This is a genomic window from Kitasatospora sp. UYEF31 (assembly GCF_057291755.1).
Map to the genome: position 1 here is coordinate 18,603 of NZ_JBXAWK010000044.1, position 19,963 is coordinate 38,565.

Here is a 19,963-nt window from a genome sequence, read left to right on the forward strand (position 1 = left end):
CCGCCGGTACACGACGAAGCCGGTACGGTCCGCTAGGACCGTACCGGCTGGTTCTTTCTCATCTTCAGTTTCCCCCGCAGCAGGCGGGGCTTCACATCCAGCCGAGTTCGTTGGCCCGGATGCCCGCTTGGAATCTGCTCTTCGCGTCGAGTCGCGTCATCAGCGTGGCGATGACCCGTCGGACGGTCCGGATGGACACGCTCATCTTGCGTGCCAGGACTTCGTCGGTGTGCCCTTCGGCCAGCAGCCGCAGAACCGTTCGCTCGTGGCCGGTCAGTCCCGAGTCGTCACGTTTTCGCTCGGCGCCGAGCAGGGCCGAGTTCTCCCAAGTCTGTTCGAAGAGCGCGCAGAGGGCCGAGATGAGGCCGGACCCGCGCAGGACCAGGGCGCCGGCTCCGCTGTGTTCGGTGTCGGTCGGCACAATCGCGATCTTCCGGTCGAAGATGAGCATCCGCAACGGCAGCGTGGGCGCGCTGCGGATCTGTGCTCCGCAGTCGACCAGCCAGCGCACGTAGGACAGGGTGGGACTGTCGTTGACGACACTGTCCAGATAGATAGTGCGCATCCGGACCCCGCGGTTCAACAGGTATTCGTCCAGCGGACGGCTGGACTGCCGTGCTTCAGGCGACTGCGCCGCGTCCGGCACAAAAGCCATCAGCTCGGTTTCGCAGTTGTACGAGATATCACTGATCCGAGCCCGGCAGGCGTCAAGGCCGATGGTCTCTTCAACATCCGGGTAACGCTGGGCCTGGTAGATGTCGTCGTGCGCCGCGACCATGTGGGCCATGGCCAGGCGGGCCGTCGCCATTTCCTCCTGGCGTTTGAGCATCTGTGATTCCAGATTCGCCATGGCGACCTGGGGATTGATCAACCGGACTCCGGTGGAACCTGCCACGGACGCCTGGACCAGGGACAGCACGGCGAGCTCGTCCAGTACTTGCCGGACACGTGCCGCAGGCCAGTCGAGGAGCCCGGCCAGCTGATCCGTGTCCGCCTGCGGGTTCTGGAGAATCCGTTGGTACAGAGCTTCGGAGTCCTGACTCAGGCCAAGGGCTTGCAGCATGGAACGTCCTTTGGGAGATGCGCACCTGTAACCGGGTGCTCACTGATCTTAGGTGGCATTTCCAAAAGTTGTCACTAGGGCTTCAGAGCACGCCTCGTCACGTGGACGGGTGGCGGCCAGCCGGACTAATCACTACAAATCGTTGTTCCAGAATCCTTTTCTCACAATCGGACCATGCTTATGCATATGGTCCAGACGGCCAAAAACAATCCTTTACACACGCCATGGTTGTCCCTATTTACCCGGCAATGTCCCGCACAAATCCCACGCAGATCCCGCCAACCAGTGAGGACAGCGCATGTACCTCGTCAAGGCGCGGCTGACGCCAGGCCCCCGCTCCGTTGATGGCAGCTTCCTGCACCGTCGCGTCCTCGACTGCGCCGAATCGCCTGACGGGCTCGAACACACCTATGTCCACATTGCTGAAGACCGGGCTGATCTGGTCTTCTTCGCCAGCCAGCCGACTCTGGACGCCGCCGAGACTGCGATGTACCGACTGTGCCGGCGGGTACTGGCCGCCACAATCGAACTGACCGGCTGGTCGGTGGACTTCTGCGGGGCCGGCCTGGTCCCAGTGCTCGCCGACCGGTTCCTCCTGGGTTACGGGCATGAAGGTGACAAGCTGCTGCCAGGGCAAGAGGCTGACACTCCGGATTGCTGACACGGGTCCACCGGCACGGCCAGAATCATATTCACCAGGCCACGCCGGTTGGATTAAACGAAATTCACCGGGCGAAGCGACTGGGGATCATTCCGGTTTTCGATGAAGTTTCATTAAGTTCCATGAACTTCCACGAGATTCCGTGAACTTGCGTGCACCTCCGCGCACTTCAGTGCACTTCCGTTAGTTTCCATGACCCGAAGGGTTTCCTTGCCATGTCGCAGAACACCGGAATTCTCCGCACCGCCGCCCTTTCCATCGCCGCTGTTTCGCTCGGCTTTGCGGGCATAGTCGCGCTCGCCCCGTCCGCTTCGGCGGAGGGCAGCACCCCCGGCGCACCGGCCTCCGCGCCCAGCACGCCCTCGACTGCCCCGCCGACCGTCGCACCGAACAACGCCACGTGGTCCTGACCGTCTCCCCGTTCCCTCCAGGCAGAGGACCTCTCCATGCCACATCCCCACAACACCACCTTCGCCGTCATCCCCGGCCACCAGGTCGACCAGGCCCTGGCCGGCCGCGAGAAGCAGCTCGCCGACCTCGTCCAGACGGCCTACCGGCTGCACGGCGAGGAGCGCACGGTCAACCCGCCGTCGTACTTCCTGCGCTTCCCCGACCGGCCCGACTCGCGGATCATCGCGCTGCCGGCCTCCCTCGGGGGGCCGGCGGACGGCGGCCTGCGGGTCGACGGACTGAAGTGGATCTCCAGTTTTCCGGGGAACGTGGCCTCCGGGCTGCCCCGCGCGTCAGCGGTGCTGATCCTGAACAACCCGGACACCGGTTATCCGTACGCCTGCCTGGAATCGTCCATCATCAGTGCGACCCGCACGGCATCGTCGGCGGCACTGGCCGCCGACGTGCTGACCCGGGACCGCGGGCGGCCCACCCGGATCGGTTTCATCGGCACCGGCCTGATCGCCCGTTACATCCATACCCACCTGGTCGGCACGGGGTGGTCCTTCGACGAGGTCGGCGTGCACGACCTGTCGACGCAGCACATGGCGGGCTTCGGCTCCTATCTGGAACGGTCCGGAGCCGACGGCTCCGGTGAGCCCGGCACCATCACGGTGCATGACAGCGCCGAGTCGCTGATCCGCTCGTCGGACCTGATCGTCTTCGCCACCGTCGCGGGCGAACCGCATGTCACGGACCCGGCCTGGTTCGCCCACAACCCGGTGGTGCTGCACGTGTCCCTGCGCGACCTCGCGCCGGAGATCCTGCTCGACGCGGTCAACATCGTGGACGATGTCGAGCACTGTCTGAAGGCGCAGACCTCCCCGCACCTGGCCGAACAGCTCACCGGGAACCGGGACTTCATCGCCGGAACGCTGTACGACGTGCTGACCGGAGCGGTCAGCGTCCCGCCGGACAAGCCGGTGGTCTTCTCACCGTTCGGCCTGGGCGTGCTCGACCTGGCCGTCGGGCAGTTCGTGTACGACCGGGTGCGGGCGGACGGCGGGCTCGCGGTCGTCGACGGGTTCTTCCACGATCTGCACCGCTACGGTCAGCGGTAGGCCCCGTGCACACCCGAACGGAGCGGGAGGTGCGCGGCGGATGCCGGTGATCTCCAGACCCCACGAATTCAACGTCGAAGATCTGTACATCGACCTGCGGCCGGTGTTCGGGGAGCGGCTCTTCCTCAAATGTGAGGGGTTCAACTTCGCCGGCTCCATCAAGATCAAGGCCGCCACCGAAATGGTGGAGGCCGCCGAACGCGGCGGACTGCTCTCCCCCGACTCCATCCTGATCGAATCCTCGTCCGGCAACCTGGGCGTCGCACTGAGCGTGATCGCGGCGAACAAGGGCTACCGGTTCCTGTGCGTGACCGACTCCCGCTGCAATCTGGCGACCCGTCAGCTCATGGAGACCTTCGGCAGCCAGGTGCACGTGGTCACCGAACCCGACGCCGAGGGCGGACTGCTCGGCGCCCGGCTCAACTTCCTGCGCGACATGTGCGCGCTGGACGACCGGCACGTGTGGCTCAACCAGTACAGCAACCCGAACAATTGGATGGCCCACTACCGGACCACCGGTCCGGCCATCGCCAAGCAGTTCCCCGACCTCGACATCCTGTTCGTCGGCGCCGGAACCACCGGAACGCTGATGGGCTGTGCCCGGTACTTCCGGGACACCCGGCCCGACGTGAAGATCGTGGCGGTCGACAGCATCGGCTCGGTCAGCTTCGGCGGCCCCGCCGGCACCCGGATGATCCCGGGCCTGGGCAGCGGCGTAAGGCCCGCACAACTGGACGAGACCTACGTGGACGAGGTCATGCACATCTCCGAGGCCGAAGCCGTGCGCACCTGCCACCGGCTGGCCAACCGGGGCTTCCTGTTCGGCGGCTCGACCGGGACTGTCGTCGCCGGCGCGCTGTCCTGGCTCACCGACCACCCCGTGCCGACGCGGCGGACGGCGGTCACCATCTCCCCCGACCTCGGGGAGCGGTACCTCGACACGATCTACCAGGAGAACTGGGTCAGGGACATCTACGGGGCCGGGGTGCTCGGCGAGGGCCCCGTACCGGGTCCGACGGCGACCCCGGTGCTGCCGATCCCGGCACAGGGGCTGAACCGTACGGCGTCGGTCGGTTCAGCGGCCGGACCGGCTGTGGGCCCTGCCGGGGCGCAGCCGGTCGGGCCGAGCCCGGTTTCGTCCGGTGCGTCGCCTTCAGGCTCGGTTGCGGCGGCTGACGCAGCGCAGATCCTCGTCGGACGTATCCGGCTCTGAGGCTTCCCCCAACCCCTCGTAAACCATTCGTCCGACCAGTCGGCTGAACGCCCCGCGGGTGCGTCGCCGCAATTGTTGTGGAGGTGCGTTCACTATGGGTGATTCACCCGGAACCAAGCGGTCGAGAACCGGCCGCCTTGAGACAGTTCTGCCGTTGACCGCCGCGCAGGCGCGGATGTGGGTCGGCGGGAAGATGGACCCGGACAATCCGGTGTTCAACATGGCCGACTACTTCGACATCCGCGGCCCGCTGGACCTTGACCGGCTTGAGACCGCGCTGCGGCGCACGGTCGACGAGATGGAATGCTTCCGCGTCAGCTTTCCCGAGTTCACCGCGACCGACGACGCGGAGGACCCCCGCCAGGTCATCGAGCTGTGCCTCGACTGGCCGCTGGCCCGGCATGACTTCCGCGGTACGCAGCACCCCGAGGACAGCGCCGGGGCCTGGATGCGGGAGCAACTCAGCAGGCCGTTCGACCTGTCCCGGGCACCGCTGTTCGAGTTCAACCTGCTCGAACTGGCGGACGGGCACTGGTTCTTGTCCCTGCGCGCGCACCACATCGTGCTCGACGGGTTCAGCCGGACGATCTTCCACCGCCGGTTGTCGGAGCTGTACGCCGTGCACGGCGCGGGCCCGTCGGCGGCGGAGGTCGACGGTGACCGGCTGCCGCCGCTGCGGGACCTGATCGACGACGAAGAGGCGCGGTACGACACCCAGGCGCAGGAGAAGAGCCGGGAGTTCTGGATCGAGCGCTTCGCCGGGCGGTCCGGTGGGGCCGCGGAGCCTTCGACGCTGTCGGACCGGCCCTTCGCGCCGGCGCGTGGGCTGCTGCGCAGCAGCGCGACCGTCCCCCCGGCGTTGCAGCAGCGGTTGCAGTCCGCGGCGTGGGAGGCGCGGACGACCTGGCCGATGCTGTTCATCGGGGCGGTGGCCGCGTACACCCACCGGCTGACGGGGACGCGGGATGTCCTGCTGACGCTTCCGGTGCCGGCCCGCCGGGGCCCGGTGGGCCGCACGGTGCCGGGGATGCGGGCGGACTTCCTGCCGCTGCCGCTGCACATCGCGCCCGGGACGACACGCCCTGAGCTGCTGCGGCAGGTGGGGCGGGAGGTCGGGCTGACGTTGAAGCACCAGGAGTACCGCGGGGAGAAGGTGCGCAAGGACATCGGTCTGAGCGGTGACCCGCGGCCGTTCGGTCCTTCGGTGAACGTGCTGACGACAAACCCGGTGCTGGAGCTGGGCCCGTGCACGGCGACGTTGCACAACCTGTCGACCGGCCCGGTCGACGATCTGCAGATCATCGTGTTCGCGGCGGAGGACAGCGGGCTGGGGGTGCACTTCGACGCGAACCCGGAATTGTACGACCAGGACGTCCTTGATGCGCACCGGGTGCGTTTCCTGGCGTTCCTCGACGCGTTTTCGGCGTTGGACCCGGAGGTCCCGCTGGCCCGGCTGGGTGTGCTGACGGCCGGTGAGAACGGTCAGCTGGCGCAGTGGAACGACACTGCCGCGCCGGAGGTGCTGACCGGTGTCGTCGAGCGTGTGCGGGCGACGGCGCTGGCCGATCCGGGCAGGTGTGCGGTCACTGACGACCACGGGTCGCTGGGCTATCTGCGGCTCGCCTCGCGTGCGGCGGCGCTCTCCCGGCGCCTCGTGCTCGCAGGCACGGGTCCGGATGATCTGGTGGGGGTCCACGCGCACCCGGGCACCGGTTTTGTCACCGCCGTGCTCGGTGTGCTCGGCTCGGGAGCGGCCTGGCTGCCGCTGGACACCCGTGCGCCGCACAGTCGTTCGGCCGGTCTGCTGGCCGACTCCGGGGCGCGGGTGCTCATCACCGACGCCGAGCACTACGAGGACGCTGTCGAACTGGCGGCCGGCACGGACGTGCGCATTGTTGTCCTGGACGAGGACGAGGACGGGCCCGGCAGTTGGAACTCCGTACCAGGTCATGATCTTGATCTGGCCTATGTCATCTTCACGTCGGGCTCGACCGGAAAGCCCAAGGGCGCGATGGTGCACCGGCGGGGTATGCACAACCACCTCCAGGCGAAGATCGACGACCTGAAGGTCACGGACGCCGACACCATCGTCCACAACGCACCCGTCACGTTCGACATCTCCGTCTGGCAGATGCTCACCGCGCTGGTCGCGGGCGGGCACACGCGCGTGGTCGGGCACGAAACGGCCGCCGACCCGGACATCCTGTTCGGCACCACGCAGGATGAGAACGTCACCGTGCTCGAGGTCGTCCCGTCGCTGCTGCGCGCGACCCTCGACGCCTGGGACACCATCGACGGCGGGCCCCACGCCGACACTCCGGGGCTGCGCACGGTGCTCTCCGCGTCCGTGCCGGCGCTCACCCGGCTGCGGCACCTGGTGGTGACCGGCGAGGCCGTCGCGCCCGACCTGGTGACACGTTGGCTCGCCCGCCACCCGGGCATCCCGATGATCAACGCGTACGGGCCCACTGAATGCTCCGACGATGTGACGCACGCGCTGCTCGACCAACCGCTCACCGGGAACGCCGTGGTGCCGATCGGCACCGCTGTGCGCAACACCCGGTTGTACGTCCTGGACGACACCCTCAACCCAGTCCCCGTCGGGACCACCGGTGAGCTGTACGTCGCCGGTACCGGCGTCGGACGCGGCTACCTGCGCGACCCCGCGCGCACGGCAACCACGTTCACCGCCGACCCGTTCGGCCCGCCCGGCACGCTCCTGTACCGCACGGGCGACCTCGTGCGCCTGCACCCGGACGGGCAGCTGGAGTTCCTCCAGCGCCGCGACCACCAGGTCAAGATCCGCGGGCACCGCATCGAACTCGGCGAGATCGAGGCCGTGCTGCGCACGCTGCCCGGCGTTGAGGACGCGGTCGTCACCGCGGACAGCGACGGGACGGGGCAACGGCGGCTGATCGCGTACGTGAGCGGTGGTGTCGAAGGTCCGTACGTCCGGGCGCAGACCATGACGCTGCTGCCCGAGTACATGGTCCCCGCGGTGGTCGTCATCCTCGACACCCTGCCGCTGACCTCCAACGGAAAGGTGGACCGCAAGGCGCTGCCCGCACCGGCGCCGTCCGCCGCGCCGACCCCCGGGCTCGCCCCGCGCACGCCCGCCGAGCAGACGCTGGCCACCTTGTTCGCGCAGTCCCTGGGGCTGCCTTCGGTCGGCGTCGACAAATCTTTCTTCGGCCTCGGCGGGGACAGCATCGTCGCGATCGGGCTGGCGAGCCGGGCCCGGCAGGCGGGGCTGCTGTTCACTCCGCAGGACGTGTTCAAGTACAAGACCGTGGCCGCGCTGGCGGCGATGGCCGGTGTGCCCACGGCCGAGAGCGTTGTGGTGGATGCGCCGGACGCCGGGATCGGCGAGGTCGGGCTCATCCCGATCACGCACTGGCTCAAGGACAACGGCGGGCCTGTCGCCGGGTTCAACCAGTCGATGCTGCTCCAGGTTCCGGCGGCGGTCGAGCGCGACGGACTCGCGGCGGCGCTGCGGGCGGTCGTCAACCACCACGACATGCTGCGGATGCGGCTGACGGTGGAGGAGGACGGAGCTTGGCGGCTCGTCACCGGGGCGCGGTCGCAGGGTGGTGCCGAATCCCTTCTCCAGGTTGTCGACGTCCGCGATCTCGACGACGAGAGCCTGCTGGTCGCGGTCACCGAGCAGACCGCCGCCGCGAAGGCGCGACTCGACCCGGAGTCGGGCACCGTCCTCCAGGCGGTGTGGTTCGACGCCGGTGAGCTGCCGGGCCGGCTCCTGCTGATGGTGCATCACCTGGCGGCCGACGGAGTCTCCTGGCGCATCCTCGTGCCCGATCTCCAGGACGCGTGGGAGGCCGTGCGTGCCGGCCGGAGCCCCGCGCTGCCACCGGTCGGCACACCCTTCCGCATCTGGGCCGACCTGCTCGCGCAGGACTCCCGCACGGAAGCCCGGGTCGCCGAGGCCGCGCTGTGGACCGGCATTCTCGACCACGCCGAAGCACCCGTCGGGCACCGGCCGCTGGACCCGGCCCTGGACGTACGGGGCACCGCCGGATCGCTGACCCTCACCCTCCCCCCGGAGGCCACCCGGGCACTGCTGACCACCGCTCCGGCCGCGTTCCACGCCGGGGTCAACGACGCGATGCTGACCGCGCTCACACTCGCCGTCGGCGACTGGCGCAGGCGGCGCGGCCAGGACCCCCTCGGCGGCGTGCGGCTCGGCCTCGAAGGCCACGGCCGCGAGCAGTTGGCCGCGCACTTGGACCTTTCGCGTACGGTCGGCTGGTTCACCTCGGTGTTCCCCGTCCGGCTCGACCCGGGCCCGGTGGCCTGGGACGAGGTCTGCGCCGGTGGTCCTGTCGTCGGACGGGCGTTCAAGCAGGTCAAGGAGCAGTTGCGGCTGCCCGACCACGGACTCGGGTTCGGGCTGCTCAGCGCGCTCAACCCGGACACCAGGGACGGCCTGGCCGCGCTCGGCCGCCCGGAGATCGGCTTCAACTACCTGGGCCGGTTCAGCACCCCCGAAGCGGTCGACTGGTCGATCGCCGTGGAGGCCGAAGCGCTGGGCGAGTCGGGCGACGCGGGCATGCCGATGCCCTACCTCATCGAGGTCAACGCCCTGACAGAGGACCGCGCGGACGGGCCGCACCTGGTCGCCACGTGGTCGTGGGCCGGGCTCGCGGTGTCCGGGACGGACGCCGCGGACCTCGCCGAGACGTGGTTCCGGGCCCTTGAGGCGGTCGTCGCGCACCTGGACGCCCCGGGCGCCGGCGGGCACACCCCGTCGGACCTGTCCCTCGTAAAGCTGACCCAGGCTGAGATCGACGTGCTTGAGCAGGAGGTGCCGGGCCTGGTCGACGTGCTTCCACTGACGCCGATGCAGGAGGGCATGCTCTTCCACGCGTTGTACGACACGGACCGGCCGGATGTGTACGCGGTGCAGGTGGCCGTGGACTTCGAGGGTGACCTGGACCGGTCCGCGCTGCGCGCGGCGGCCGAAGGCATGCTCACGCTGCACCCCAACCTGGCCGCCGCGTTCCGGTACAGCGCGGCGGGTCAGCCGCTACAGGTGCTGCCCGGGGCGGTGGAGCTGCCTTGGCGGGAGTTCGACCTGTCCGGTCTGGCCGACGAATCGCGTACGGAGGAACTCCTGCGCATCCTCGACGAGGACCGGGTGCGGCGTTTCGACCCGGCGCGGCCGCCGCTGATGCGGGCGACGCTGGTGCGGCTCGGCCTCGGGCACCACCGACTGGTGCTGACGAACCATCACATCGTGTCCGACGGCTGGTCGACACCGCTGGCGGTGCGGGACCTGTTCGCGCTGTACGCGGCGCGGGTGGTGGGCGGCCCCGCTCAGGTGCCGCCGGTGGCCCCGTACCGGAACTATCTGGTCTGGCGTGCCGGGCTCGACGTTGCGGGTGCGTCGGCCGCGTGGCAGGAGTCGCTGGCCGGGCTGAGCGAGCCGACGCTGGTGGCGGCCGGTACGACGGTCGATATGTTGACTGTTCCGGAGCAGTGCGTCACTTCGCTGACCGAGGCGGAGACGACCGCGCTGGCCGGGTGGGCCCGGAGCCGCGGCGTGACTCTCAATTCCGTGGTGCAGGGTGCGTGGGCGGTGCTGCTCGGCACGCTGACCGGGCAGCGGGACGTTGTGTTCGGGGCGACGGTCGCCGGGCGTCCGGCGGAGCTGCCGGGCGCGGAGGAGATGGTCGGCTCGTTCATCGACACGGTGCCGGTACGGGTGGACCTGGACCCCGCACTGACGCTGGGCGAGGTGTGCGCCCGGATCCAGGAACAGCAGGCGGCGTTGCTGCCGCACCAGCACCTGGGTCTGGCCGGCATCCAGAACGCGGCCGGACTCGGTGAACTGTTCGACACCGTCATGGTGTTCGAGAACTACCGCCTTGACGGCGACGGACTGCCGGAGACCGGCACGGGCCTGCGGGTCACCGGGATGACGGTGGCGGACACAACGCACTATCCGCTGAGCCTGCTGGCGACGCCGGGGCCGCGGTTGCGGCTGCGGCTCGACCACCGGACGGAGGTGTTCGACGCCGATGAGGCGGCGGTGCTGGCGGACCGGCTGGTGCGGATTCTGCGCACCGCACTCCGGCAGGACGAGCCCCGGCTCGCCGCGCTCGACGTGCTGTCCGCCGACGAACTGCACCGCATCGTCGAGGAGTGGAACGGGGCCGTCCGGGACCTCCCGTCGCGGACGCTCGCTCAAGGCTTCGAAGCGCGTGCGGCGGGCAGTCCGACGGCGGTCGCGGTGGTCCTGGGCGAGGAAGAGGTCACGTACGCCGAACTCAACGCCCGCGCCAACCAGCTCGCCCGGCACCTGGTCGCGCGCGGGGTGGGCCCGGACCACTTTGTGGCGCTGGTGCTGCCCCGGACGGTCGACATGATCGTGTCGGTGCTCGCCGTGCTGAAGGCCGGCGGGGCGTACCTGCCCGTCGACCCGGACTACCCCGCCGACCGCATCGCCTACATGCTCACGGACGCGCCGCCGACCGCGGTGCTCACGATGAGCGGTCTCGGTGTGCGGCTGACCGTGCCGCCGGCGGACGTACTCTGCCTGGACGAGTACGACCTGAGCGCACTGCCCGCGCACGACCTGACGGACGCCGACCGGATCTGCCCGCTGTCGCCGCAGGACGCCGCGTACATCATCTACACCTCAGGATCGACCGGCCGCCCCAAGGGCGTTGTCGTGCCGCAGTCCGGGGTGCTGGCGCTCGCCGCCGACCACAGCGACCGACTGTTCTCGGTGGACACACGGCTGCTGCAGTTCGCGTCGCTGAGCTTCGACGCCGCAGCGTGGGAGATCCACGGTGTCCTGCTCGCCGGCGGCACCCTGGTGCTCGCCGACGCCGCGGACCGGGCCCCGGGCCGACCGCTCGCCGCCTTGATCGAGCGGCAGCGCGTCACGATGGTGTGCCTCACGCCCGCCGCCGTGGCCGCGTTCCCCGACGACATGGTGTTCCCCACCGGCTTCACATTGATCGTGGCGGGCGAAGCCTGCCCGCCGGAGCTCGTGGAGCGCTGGTCCGGGCAGGTGACGCTGCTCAACGCGTACGGCCCCACCGAGACGACGGTCTGCGCGACGATCAGCGATCCGCTGCTGCCAGGCGGTGCCGCGCCGATCGGCGGGCCGCTCGCGAACACCCGCGTCTACGTGCTCGACCATGCGCTGCGCCCGGTGTCCGCCGGGGTGACCGGTGAGCTGTACATCGGCGGCGCGGGCCTGGCCCGGGGCTACTGGATGCGCCCCGGGCTGACCGCGACACGCTTCCTGCCCGACCCGTACGGTCCCGACGGCGCACGGATGTACCGCACCGGCGACCTCGTCCGGTGGGACGCCGAAGGCCGGCTCCACTACGCGGGGCGCGTCGACCAGCAGGTCAAGATCCGCGGGTTCCGCGTCGAGCTCGGCGAGATCGAGTCGGCGCTGCTGTCACACCCCTCGGTGGTGCAGGCCGCCGCCTCGGTCCGCGAGGACAGGCCGGGGGACAAACGCCTGGTGGGATATGTCGTCATCGCGTCGGGTGCCGATGGCAACGGTGCTCCCGTCGCCGTGTCGGGTGCTGACGAGAACATCGATATGCGTACGGAAATCCGGACGCACGTCGCCGACCTGCTGCCGCAGTACATGGTCCCGTCGGCGGTCGTGGTGCTCGACGCGCTCCCGCTGACCCCGAACAAGAAGCTGGACCGGGCGGCGCTGCCCGCACCGTCTTTGACCGGTGTCGCAGCGGGCCGGGCCCCGCGCACCGCGCAGGAAGAGGTCCTGTGCGCACTGTTCGCCGAAGTCCTCGGCCTGGACGCGGTCGGTCCCGACGATTCGTTCTTCGACCTGGGCGGGCACTCACTCCTGGCCACGCGTCTGGTGTCGCGCATCCGCACGGCGCTGGATGCCGAACTGCCCATCCGTACGCTGTTCGAAGCCCCCACTCCGGCAACTCTGGCCCGGGAACTCCCCAGTGCCGCGCACGCCCGGCCGGCGCTCCGGCCGTACGACCGGCCCGAACTCGTCCCCCTCTCCTCGGCGCAGCAGCGGCTGTGGTTCCTCAACCGCATGGAGGACGGCGGGACGTACAATATCCCGCTTGTCCTCCACGTGAACGGCAATCTCGACGTCGCCGCACTGACGTCGGCCGTCGCTGATGTGACGGCCCGGCACGAGGCCCTGCGGACGGTCTTCCCGGAGACCGACGGGCAGCCGCGGCAGGTTGTCCTGCCGGTTGCTGAGGCTCCCGGGCTGATCCAGGTGGAGGTGGGCGCGGGGCTGGCGCAGGTGGCCGCTGAGGTGGAGGCCACTCTCGGTTTCGATCTGACGACGGAAGCGCCTTTGCGGGTGCGGTTGTTCAGTGAGTCCGGCGGGGCTGGTGGCCCTGCTGCCTCTGGTGGCGGCAGTGCCGCCGGTGCCGCCGCTGCCTCTGGTGGCCCTGGCGGTGCCGCCGGTGCGCACGGTGAGTACCTTGCGCACGTACTGACGCTGACGGTGCATCACATCGCCGCCGACGGCTGGTCGCTGGCGCCGCTGTGCAGCGATCTGGCGATCGCGTACACGGCCCGGCAGTCAGGCGCTGAGCCCGAGTGGACGCCGCTCCCGGTCCAGTACGCCGACTACACCCTGTGGCAACACGAACTCCTCGGCGACGAGGAGGACCCGCTGAGCCCCGCGTCCCAGCAGACCGACTACTGGCGGACGGCCCTGGCGGGCGTGCCCGAGCAGTTGGACCTGCCGACGGACCGACCGCGGCCTGCGGTGTCGACGTACCGCGGCGGGGTTGTGCCCTTCACCGTGCCCGCCGGGCTGCACGCCCGGATCGAGGCGCTGGCCCGGGACGCCGGGGTGAGCGTGTTCATGGTGCTTCAGGCGGCACTTGCCGCTCTGCTCACCCGGCACGGGGCCGGTACGGACATCCCCTTGGGTACCCCGGTGGCCGGTCGGACCGACGAGTCGCTCGACAACCTCGTCGGTGTCTTCATCAACACGCTGGTGCTGCGCACCGACACGTCGGGCGACCCGGAGTTCGGGGAGCTCCTGAACCGGGTCAGGGCGGTGGACCTGGCCGCGTTCGAGAACCAGGACATTCCGTTCGAACGCCTGGTGGAGGTTCTCAACCCGGCCAGGTCGCTGGCCCGGCAGCCGCTGTTCCAGGTCATGCTGACGCTGCACAACAACGTCGGGATGCTCCTGGAGCTGCCGGGTGTCGAGGTTCAGCCCGTCCCGTACTCCACCGGAACAGCCAAGTTCGACCTCACGGTCGAACTGACGGAGCTCACCAGCGGGGGATTGCAAGGCCTGGTGGTGCACAGCATCGATCTGTTCGACGCGGCCACGGCCACCGTGCTCGCGGAACGCTTCGTGCGCCTCCTCGACGCCGCGACCGCCGCCCCGGGCAGCCGGATCTCCCGGCTTGAGGTCCTGGGGGCCGACGAGCGCGAACGCATCCTGGAGGGGTGGAACGCCACCGGCCACAAACTGCCGTCCACCGATCTGCCCGCACTGCTCGAACAGGTCGCCGAGCGCGCCCCGGACACCGTCGCCGTGCGCTGCGGGAACGTCACCCTGACCTACGGGGAGTTGCACAGCAGGGCGAACCGGCTGGCCCGACGCCTGCTCGCGGCCGGCGCCGGCCCCGAACGGATCGTCGCGATCGCGCTGCCCCGCTCGGCCGACCTGGTCGTAGCGGCGCTGGCCGTCGGCAAGACCGGCGCGGCCTACCTGCCGATCGACCCGGACTACCCGGCGGACCGCATCGCCTACATGGTCGAGGACGCGGCCCCGGTGCTCGTGCTGACGACGGGGGACGTCGCAGCGTCGCTCGACCTCGCGGACTTCGCCCCGTGTCTGCTGCTCGACGGAGTCAAAGACTGGGCTGACATAGCCGCGGAATTCCCCGACACCCCGCTGACCGACGCGGACCGCACCGCCGCCCTCTCCCCCGACAACATCGCCTATGTCATCTACACCTCAGGATCCACCGGAAAGCCCAAGGGCGTCGCCGTTCCGTACGGCAGCCTCGTGAACCTGCTCGACGACATGGTGCGGCGGTTCGCCGTCGACTACGACGACCTGTTCCTCGCCGTGACGACATTCGGGTTCGACATCGCCAACCTGGAGTTGTTCGTCCCCCTCCTCACCGGGGCCGAACTGGTGGTCGCCGAGCGGGACACCGTGCGCGACCCGGCGGCACTGGCGCAGCTCATCGAGCGGCACTACGCCACGATCATGCAGGCCACGCCCACCCTGTGGCAGGCGCTGGTCGCCGAACACCCCGGCAGTCTGCGCGGCTTGCAGGTGCTGGTCGGCGGCGAAGCCGTCAGCGAGCCCCTGTCGGCGGCACTGTGCGCGGTGGCCCGCAGCGTCACCAATGTGTACGGGCCGACCGAGACCACCATCTGGTCCACGTCGGCCGAGCTGGACGGCCGGTCAGGAACGCCGATCGGCGGACCGCTGGCGAACACCCGGGTTTACGTGCTCGACCAGACGCTGTGCCCGGTGCCGGCCGGAGTCACCGGGGAGTTGTACATCGGCGGTTCCGGTGTCGCCCGGGGCTACTGGCGGCGGCCCGACCTGACGGCCACCCGCTTCCTGCCCGACCCGTACGGCCCGGCCGGGTCGCGGATGTACCGCACCGGCGACCTCGTCACCTGGGATTCCGAAGGGCGGTTGCACTACACGGGCCGGGTGGACCACCAGGTCAAGATCCGCGGGTTCCGCATCGAACTGGGCGAGATCGAAGCCGCGTTGCTCACGCACCCGTCGGTGGTGCAGGCGGCGGCGACGGTCCGCGAGGACCGGCCGGGCGACAAGCGGCTGACCGGGTACATCGTCGGCAGGAGCAGTGCGCGTGAAGACAGCGTGGACACCGCAGCCGTACGGGCCTGGCTGCGCGACTCGCTCCCCGACTACATGGTCCCGGCGGTCCTGGTCGTCCTCGACGCCCTGCCGCTGACCGCCAACGGGAAGATCGACCGCAAGCTGCTCCCCGCGCCGACCGGTGCGGGCACCACCGCCGACAGCGCGGCCAAGGCCCCGCGCACCCATCAGGAGCAGGTCCTGTGCGAGCTGTTCGGACAGGTGCTCGGCCTGGACCGGGTCGGTCCCGAGGATTCGTTCTTCGACCTGGGCGGGCACTCACTTCTGGCCACCCGGCTGATCTCCCGGATCCGCACGGCGCTGGACGTCGAACTGCCGATCCGTACGCTGTTCGAAGCCCCCACCGCGGCGGCCCTCGCCCGGAAACTCACCGACGCCGCACAGGCCCGGCCGGCCCTGCGGACCTACAACCGGGCTGACGACATCCCGTTGTCGTTCGCCCAGCAGCGGCTGTGGTTCCTCAACCGCATGGAGGACGGTGGAACGTACAACATCCCGCTTGTCCTCCGGCTGACCGGGGAGGTCGACACCGCCGCGCTGGCTGCCGCCGTCACCGATGTAACGACCCGTCACGAGGCCTTGCGCACGGTGTTCGCGGAGACCGACGACCAGCCCCGCCAAGTGATCCTGCCGTCCGGGGAAGGCCCCACACTGAGGACCTTCACGGTGTCGGCGGGCGATGTGGAGGACGCCGTACGGCGGGACGCCGCGGCTGGTTTCGACCTCGCGGTGGAGCCGCCGCTGCGGGCGACACTGTTCACGGTCGCCCCGCAGACCGGTGACGTCCCGAACACCGACAACAAAACCCTCGCCGGCCAGACCACTGTGGACCAGACCACCGCTGACCAGACCACCGCTGACCAGACCACCCCTGACCCGACCACCCCTGACCCGACCACCCCTGACCCGACCACCCCTGACCCGACCACCCCTGACCCGACCACCCCTGGCCGAACCGCCGAATCCCGAACGCACGTGCTCGCGCTGGTCCTGCACCACATCGCCGCCGACGGCTGGTCCCTCGCCCCGCTGTGCCGGGACCTGGCCGAGGCCTACGCCGCCCGGTGCGCCCAGGAGGCCCCGGCCTGGGAGCCCCTGCCGGTCCAGTACGCCGACTACACCCGCTGGCAGCACGAACTCCTCGGCGACCGGGCGGACTCCAGCAGCCCGCTGGCTCTCCAGAGCCACTTCTGGAAGCTCGCCCTCAACGGCCTGCCCGAAGAGCTGGACCTCCCCACCGACCGGCCGCGCCCGGCTGTGGCCTCGTACCGGGGCGGCGTTGTCCCCGGCGCGGTGCCCGCCGACGTGCACCGCGCGGTAGCGGCCCTGGCCAAGGAGACCGGGGCGAGCGTCTTCATGGTGCTCCAGGCCGCAGTCGCCACGCTGCTCACCAAGCTCGGCGCCGGCAACGACATCCCCCTGGGCACCCCGGTGGCCGGGCGCACCGACGAAGCGCTGGACGACCTGGTCGGCGTGTTCGTGAACACCCTCGTCCTGCGTACGGACACCTCCGGCGCCCCGGCGTTCCGGGAGTTGGTGGACAGGGTCCGCAGCACGGACCTGGCCGCGTACGCCCACCAGGACCTGCCGTTCGAGCAACTGGTGGAGACCCTCAACCCGGCGCGGTCGCTGTCCCGGCACCCGCTGTTCCAAGTCATGATGACGCTGCACAACACAGCCCCCGTCGAGCCGGTGCTGGCCGGGCTCGGCGTCTCCTTCGCAGAGGGACACGTGGGGGCCGCGAAGGTCGACCTGGCCTTCGAACTGACCGAGCTGTACGACGCCGACGGGGCGGCGGACGGGATCGCCCTCCACCTCGAATACGCGAGCGACCTGTTCGACGCGGCCTCGGTGGAGCTGGTGGTCGAACGCTTCATCCGGCTCCTGGAGGCCGTCACCGCCGACCCGGATGTGTCGCTGGCCGGGATCGACGTCCTGACCGGCACGGAGCAGGCGCAGCTGGCGGCTTGGAACGACACCGCCGAGCCGGAGGTCCTGTCCGGGGTGGTCGAGCGCATCCGGACGACCGCGCAGTGTGCGCCCGACCGGGTGGCCGTCACCGATGACCAAGGGTCGCTGACGTATCTCCAGCTGGCCTCCCGGGCGGCGGCGCTGTCGCGACGCCTCGTAGCCGCAGGCACGGGGCCGGACCGGATCGTCGGAATCCTCGCCCATCCCGGCACCGGTTTTGTGACCGCGGTGCTGGGTGTGCTCGGGGCCGGGGCGGCCTGGCTGCCGCTGGACATCCGGGCGCCGCACGGTCGTTCGGCCGGGCTGCTGGCCGACGCCGGAGCGCACATCGTCATCACCGACGAGGAACACCGTACGGTCGAACTGGCGTCCAGGCCGCTCGTTCTGGACGACGTGGAAGACCGCCCGGGCAGCTGGACACCCGTACCCGGGCAGGAACTTTACCTTGCTTACGTCATCTACACGTCAGGGTCCACCGGAAAGCCCAAGGGCGCGATGGTGCACCGGCGGGGTATGCACAACCACCTCCAGGCGAAGATCGACGACCTGAAGGTCACGGACGCCGACACCATCGTCCACAACGCCCCGGTCACGTTCGACATCTCCGTCTGGCAGATGCTGACCGCACTGGTCACCGGCGGACACACCCGGGTGGTCGGCAACGACACCGCCGCCGACCCCGACGCGCTGTTCGGCGTCACCGAGGACGAACAGGTGACCGTCCTCGAGGTGGTCCCGTCGCTGCTCCGCGCCACCCTCGACACCTGGGACGGCGGCGGGGAGGCACCGCCGCTGCGTGGGCTGCGCCGCCTAGTGGTCACCGGTGAGGCGGTGGCCCCCGACCTGGTGTCGCGCTGGCTCCTACGGCACCCGGGGGTGCCGATGGTCAACGCGTACGGGCCCACTGAATGCTCCGACGATGTGACCCACGCGCAGTTGTCCCCGCCGGCACCGGGCACGGTGGTCCCGATCGGCAGTGCGGTGCGCAACATCCGGTTGTACGTCCTGGACGACACCCTCAAACCCGTCCCCGTGGGGACGAGCGGCGAGTTGTACATCGCCGGTACGGGCGTCGGGCGCGGCTACCTGCGCGACCCCGCGCGTACGGCGGCCACCTTCGTCGCCGACCCGTACGGCCAGGCCGGGGGCCTGCTCTACCGCACCGGCGACCACGTCCGGCGCCGCGCCGACGGGCAGCTCGAATTCCTCGAACGCCGGGACCACCAGGTCAAGATCCGCGGGCACCGCATCGAACTCGGCGAGGTCGACGCGACCCTGCGCGGCCTGCCCGGGATCACCGACGCGGTGAGCGTGCCGGACATCGACCCCGCCGGGCACAAACGACTGATCTCGTACGTGACCGGAGCCGTCGAAGGCCGGCACGTCCGGGCGCAGGTGGCCGAAGTGCTGCCCGCGTACATGGTCCCCGCGGTGGTCGTCGTCCTCGACGCCCTACCGCTGACGTCCAACGGAAAGGTGGACCGCAAGGCACTGCCCGCACCCGATCTGGCGGTGACGTCCTCAGGCCGACCCGCGCAGACGGCACTCGAACAGACCCTGTGCGACCTGTTCGCCGAATCCCTGGGGCTCGCGGAAGTCGGGGTCGACGACTCGTTCTTCGACCTCGGCGGGCACTCTCTGCTCGCGATGCGGCTGGTCCGGGCCGTGCACATCGAACTCGGGGCGAAACTGCGGATCCGGGCGCTTTTCCAGACGCCGACCCCGGCTGGACTGGCCGAACTGCTCCTGAACCAGAGTGACGGTTCGAACGCGGACTCCGGCGATGAGTACGCCACGCTCATGCCGCTGCGCACCGAAGGCGACCGGCCGCCGGTCTTCTGCCTGCACCCGGGCGGCGGGGTGAGCTGGTTCTACGTCGGCCTGTCACCGCATCTGGGGCCGCAGTACCCGATGTACGGGCTTCAGGCACGGGGCATCGCCGAGCCGGCCACCCTGCCGGGGAGCGTCGAGGAGATGGCGGCCGACTACGTGGGCCACATCCGGTCCGTGCAGGCGCACGGCCCGTACCACCTGCTCGGCTGGTCCTTCGGCGGCGTGGTGGCCCACGAGGTCGCCGTGCAGTTGGAGGAGGCCGGGGAACCCGTCGCGCTGCTCGCCAGTCTGGACAGCTATCCGTCGGCCACGACGGACGAGCTTCCCGACGAGCAGAGCCTGCTGCGGGACATGCTCGACTACCTCGGGCGGCCCCGTGCCGCGGGGCACGGGGCACGGGTGGAGCTCGCGGAGGTCGTCGCGGCGTTCCAGGACGACGACCAGGTCCGCGGCCCCGTGGACGAAGCGATGGTCGCCCGGATCCTCGATGTGGCCCGCAACAACTCCAAGCTCCAGCAGTCGTTCGTGCCGCGCCGGTTCGGCGGGAAGCTGCTGCACCTCACGGCGACGCGGGGCCGGGACACGGACGCCCCCACGGGGGTCGCCTGGTCGCCGTACGTGGACGGCCCGCTGGAAGAACACGAGATCGACGTCGACCACAACATGATGATGCAGCCGGGGCCGCTCGCTTCGATCGGCCGGATTATCGCGGCCGAACTGCGCGGGCTCGCGGAAATCAGCCTTGCCGATATCAGCACCGTCGGAATCAAAACCGCCGGGATCAACACCACGCACGACAAATCCGTACGCTGAATCTAAAATTCGGCACCCTGAAAAGGAG

6 protein-coding genes are annotated in these 19,963 nt (G+C 69.9%); 5 read left to right on the forward strand and 1 reads right to left on the reverse strand.

What is annotated here, in order from left to right:
- Positions 1-91: 91 nt before the first annotated feature.
- The gene (locus tag AC0Z36_RS20940) at positions 92-1,063 is read right to left on the reverse strand and encodes a LuxR C-terminal-related transcriptional regulator (protein WP_485464512.1); all 972 of its coding nucleotides are present in this window, start codon (positions 1,061-1,063) and stop codon (positions 92-94) included.
- Positions 1,064-1,361: 298 nt separating this feature from the next.
- Here AC0Z36_RS20940 and AC0Z36_RS20945 point away from each other — a divergent pair, with 298 nt between their 5' ends.
- From AC0Z36_RS20945 to AC0Z36_RS20965, 5 genes are all read left to right on the forward strand, one after another.
- Positions 1,362-1,724, forward strand: a complete 363-nt coding sequence (locus tag AC0Z36_RS20945) for a hypothetical protein (RefSeq protein ID WP_485464513.1) — start codon at positions 1,362-1,364, stop codon at positions 1,722-1,724.
- A gap of 215 nt (positions 1,725-1,939) precedes the next feature.
- A complete protein-coding gene (locus AC0Z36_RS20950) occupies positions 1,940-2,134 on the forward strand; it encodes a hypothetical protein (protein WP_485464514.1) in 195 nt (64 codons plus the stop codon).
- Positions 2,135-2,170: 36 nt separating this feature from the next.
- Positions 2,171-3,235, forward strand: coding sequence for a 2,3-diaminopropionate biosynthesis protein SbnB (gene sbnB / locus AC0Z36_RS20955; protein ID WP_485464515.1), 1,065 nt, complete (start codon positions 2,171-2,173; stop codon positions 3,233-3,235).
- 40 nt (positions 3,236-3,275) lie between these two features.
- Complete coding sequence (sbnA, locus tag AC0Z36_RS20960) at positions 3,276-4,448, forward strand: 2,3-diaminopropionate biosynthesis protein SbnA (protein ID WP_485464516.1); 1,173 nt, start codon at positions 3,276-3,278, stop codon at positions 4,446-4,448.
- A gap of 94 nt (positions 4,449-4,542) precedes the next feature.
- Positions 4,543-19,935 (forward strand): non-ribosomal peptide synthetase, encoded by a 15,393-nt coding sequence (locus AC0Z36_RS20965; RefSeq protein ID WP_485464517.1) that lies wholly within the window; start codon positions 4,543-4,545, stop codon positions 19,933-19,935.
- Positions 19,936-19,963 lie beyond the last annotated feature (28 nt).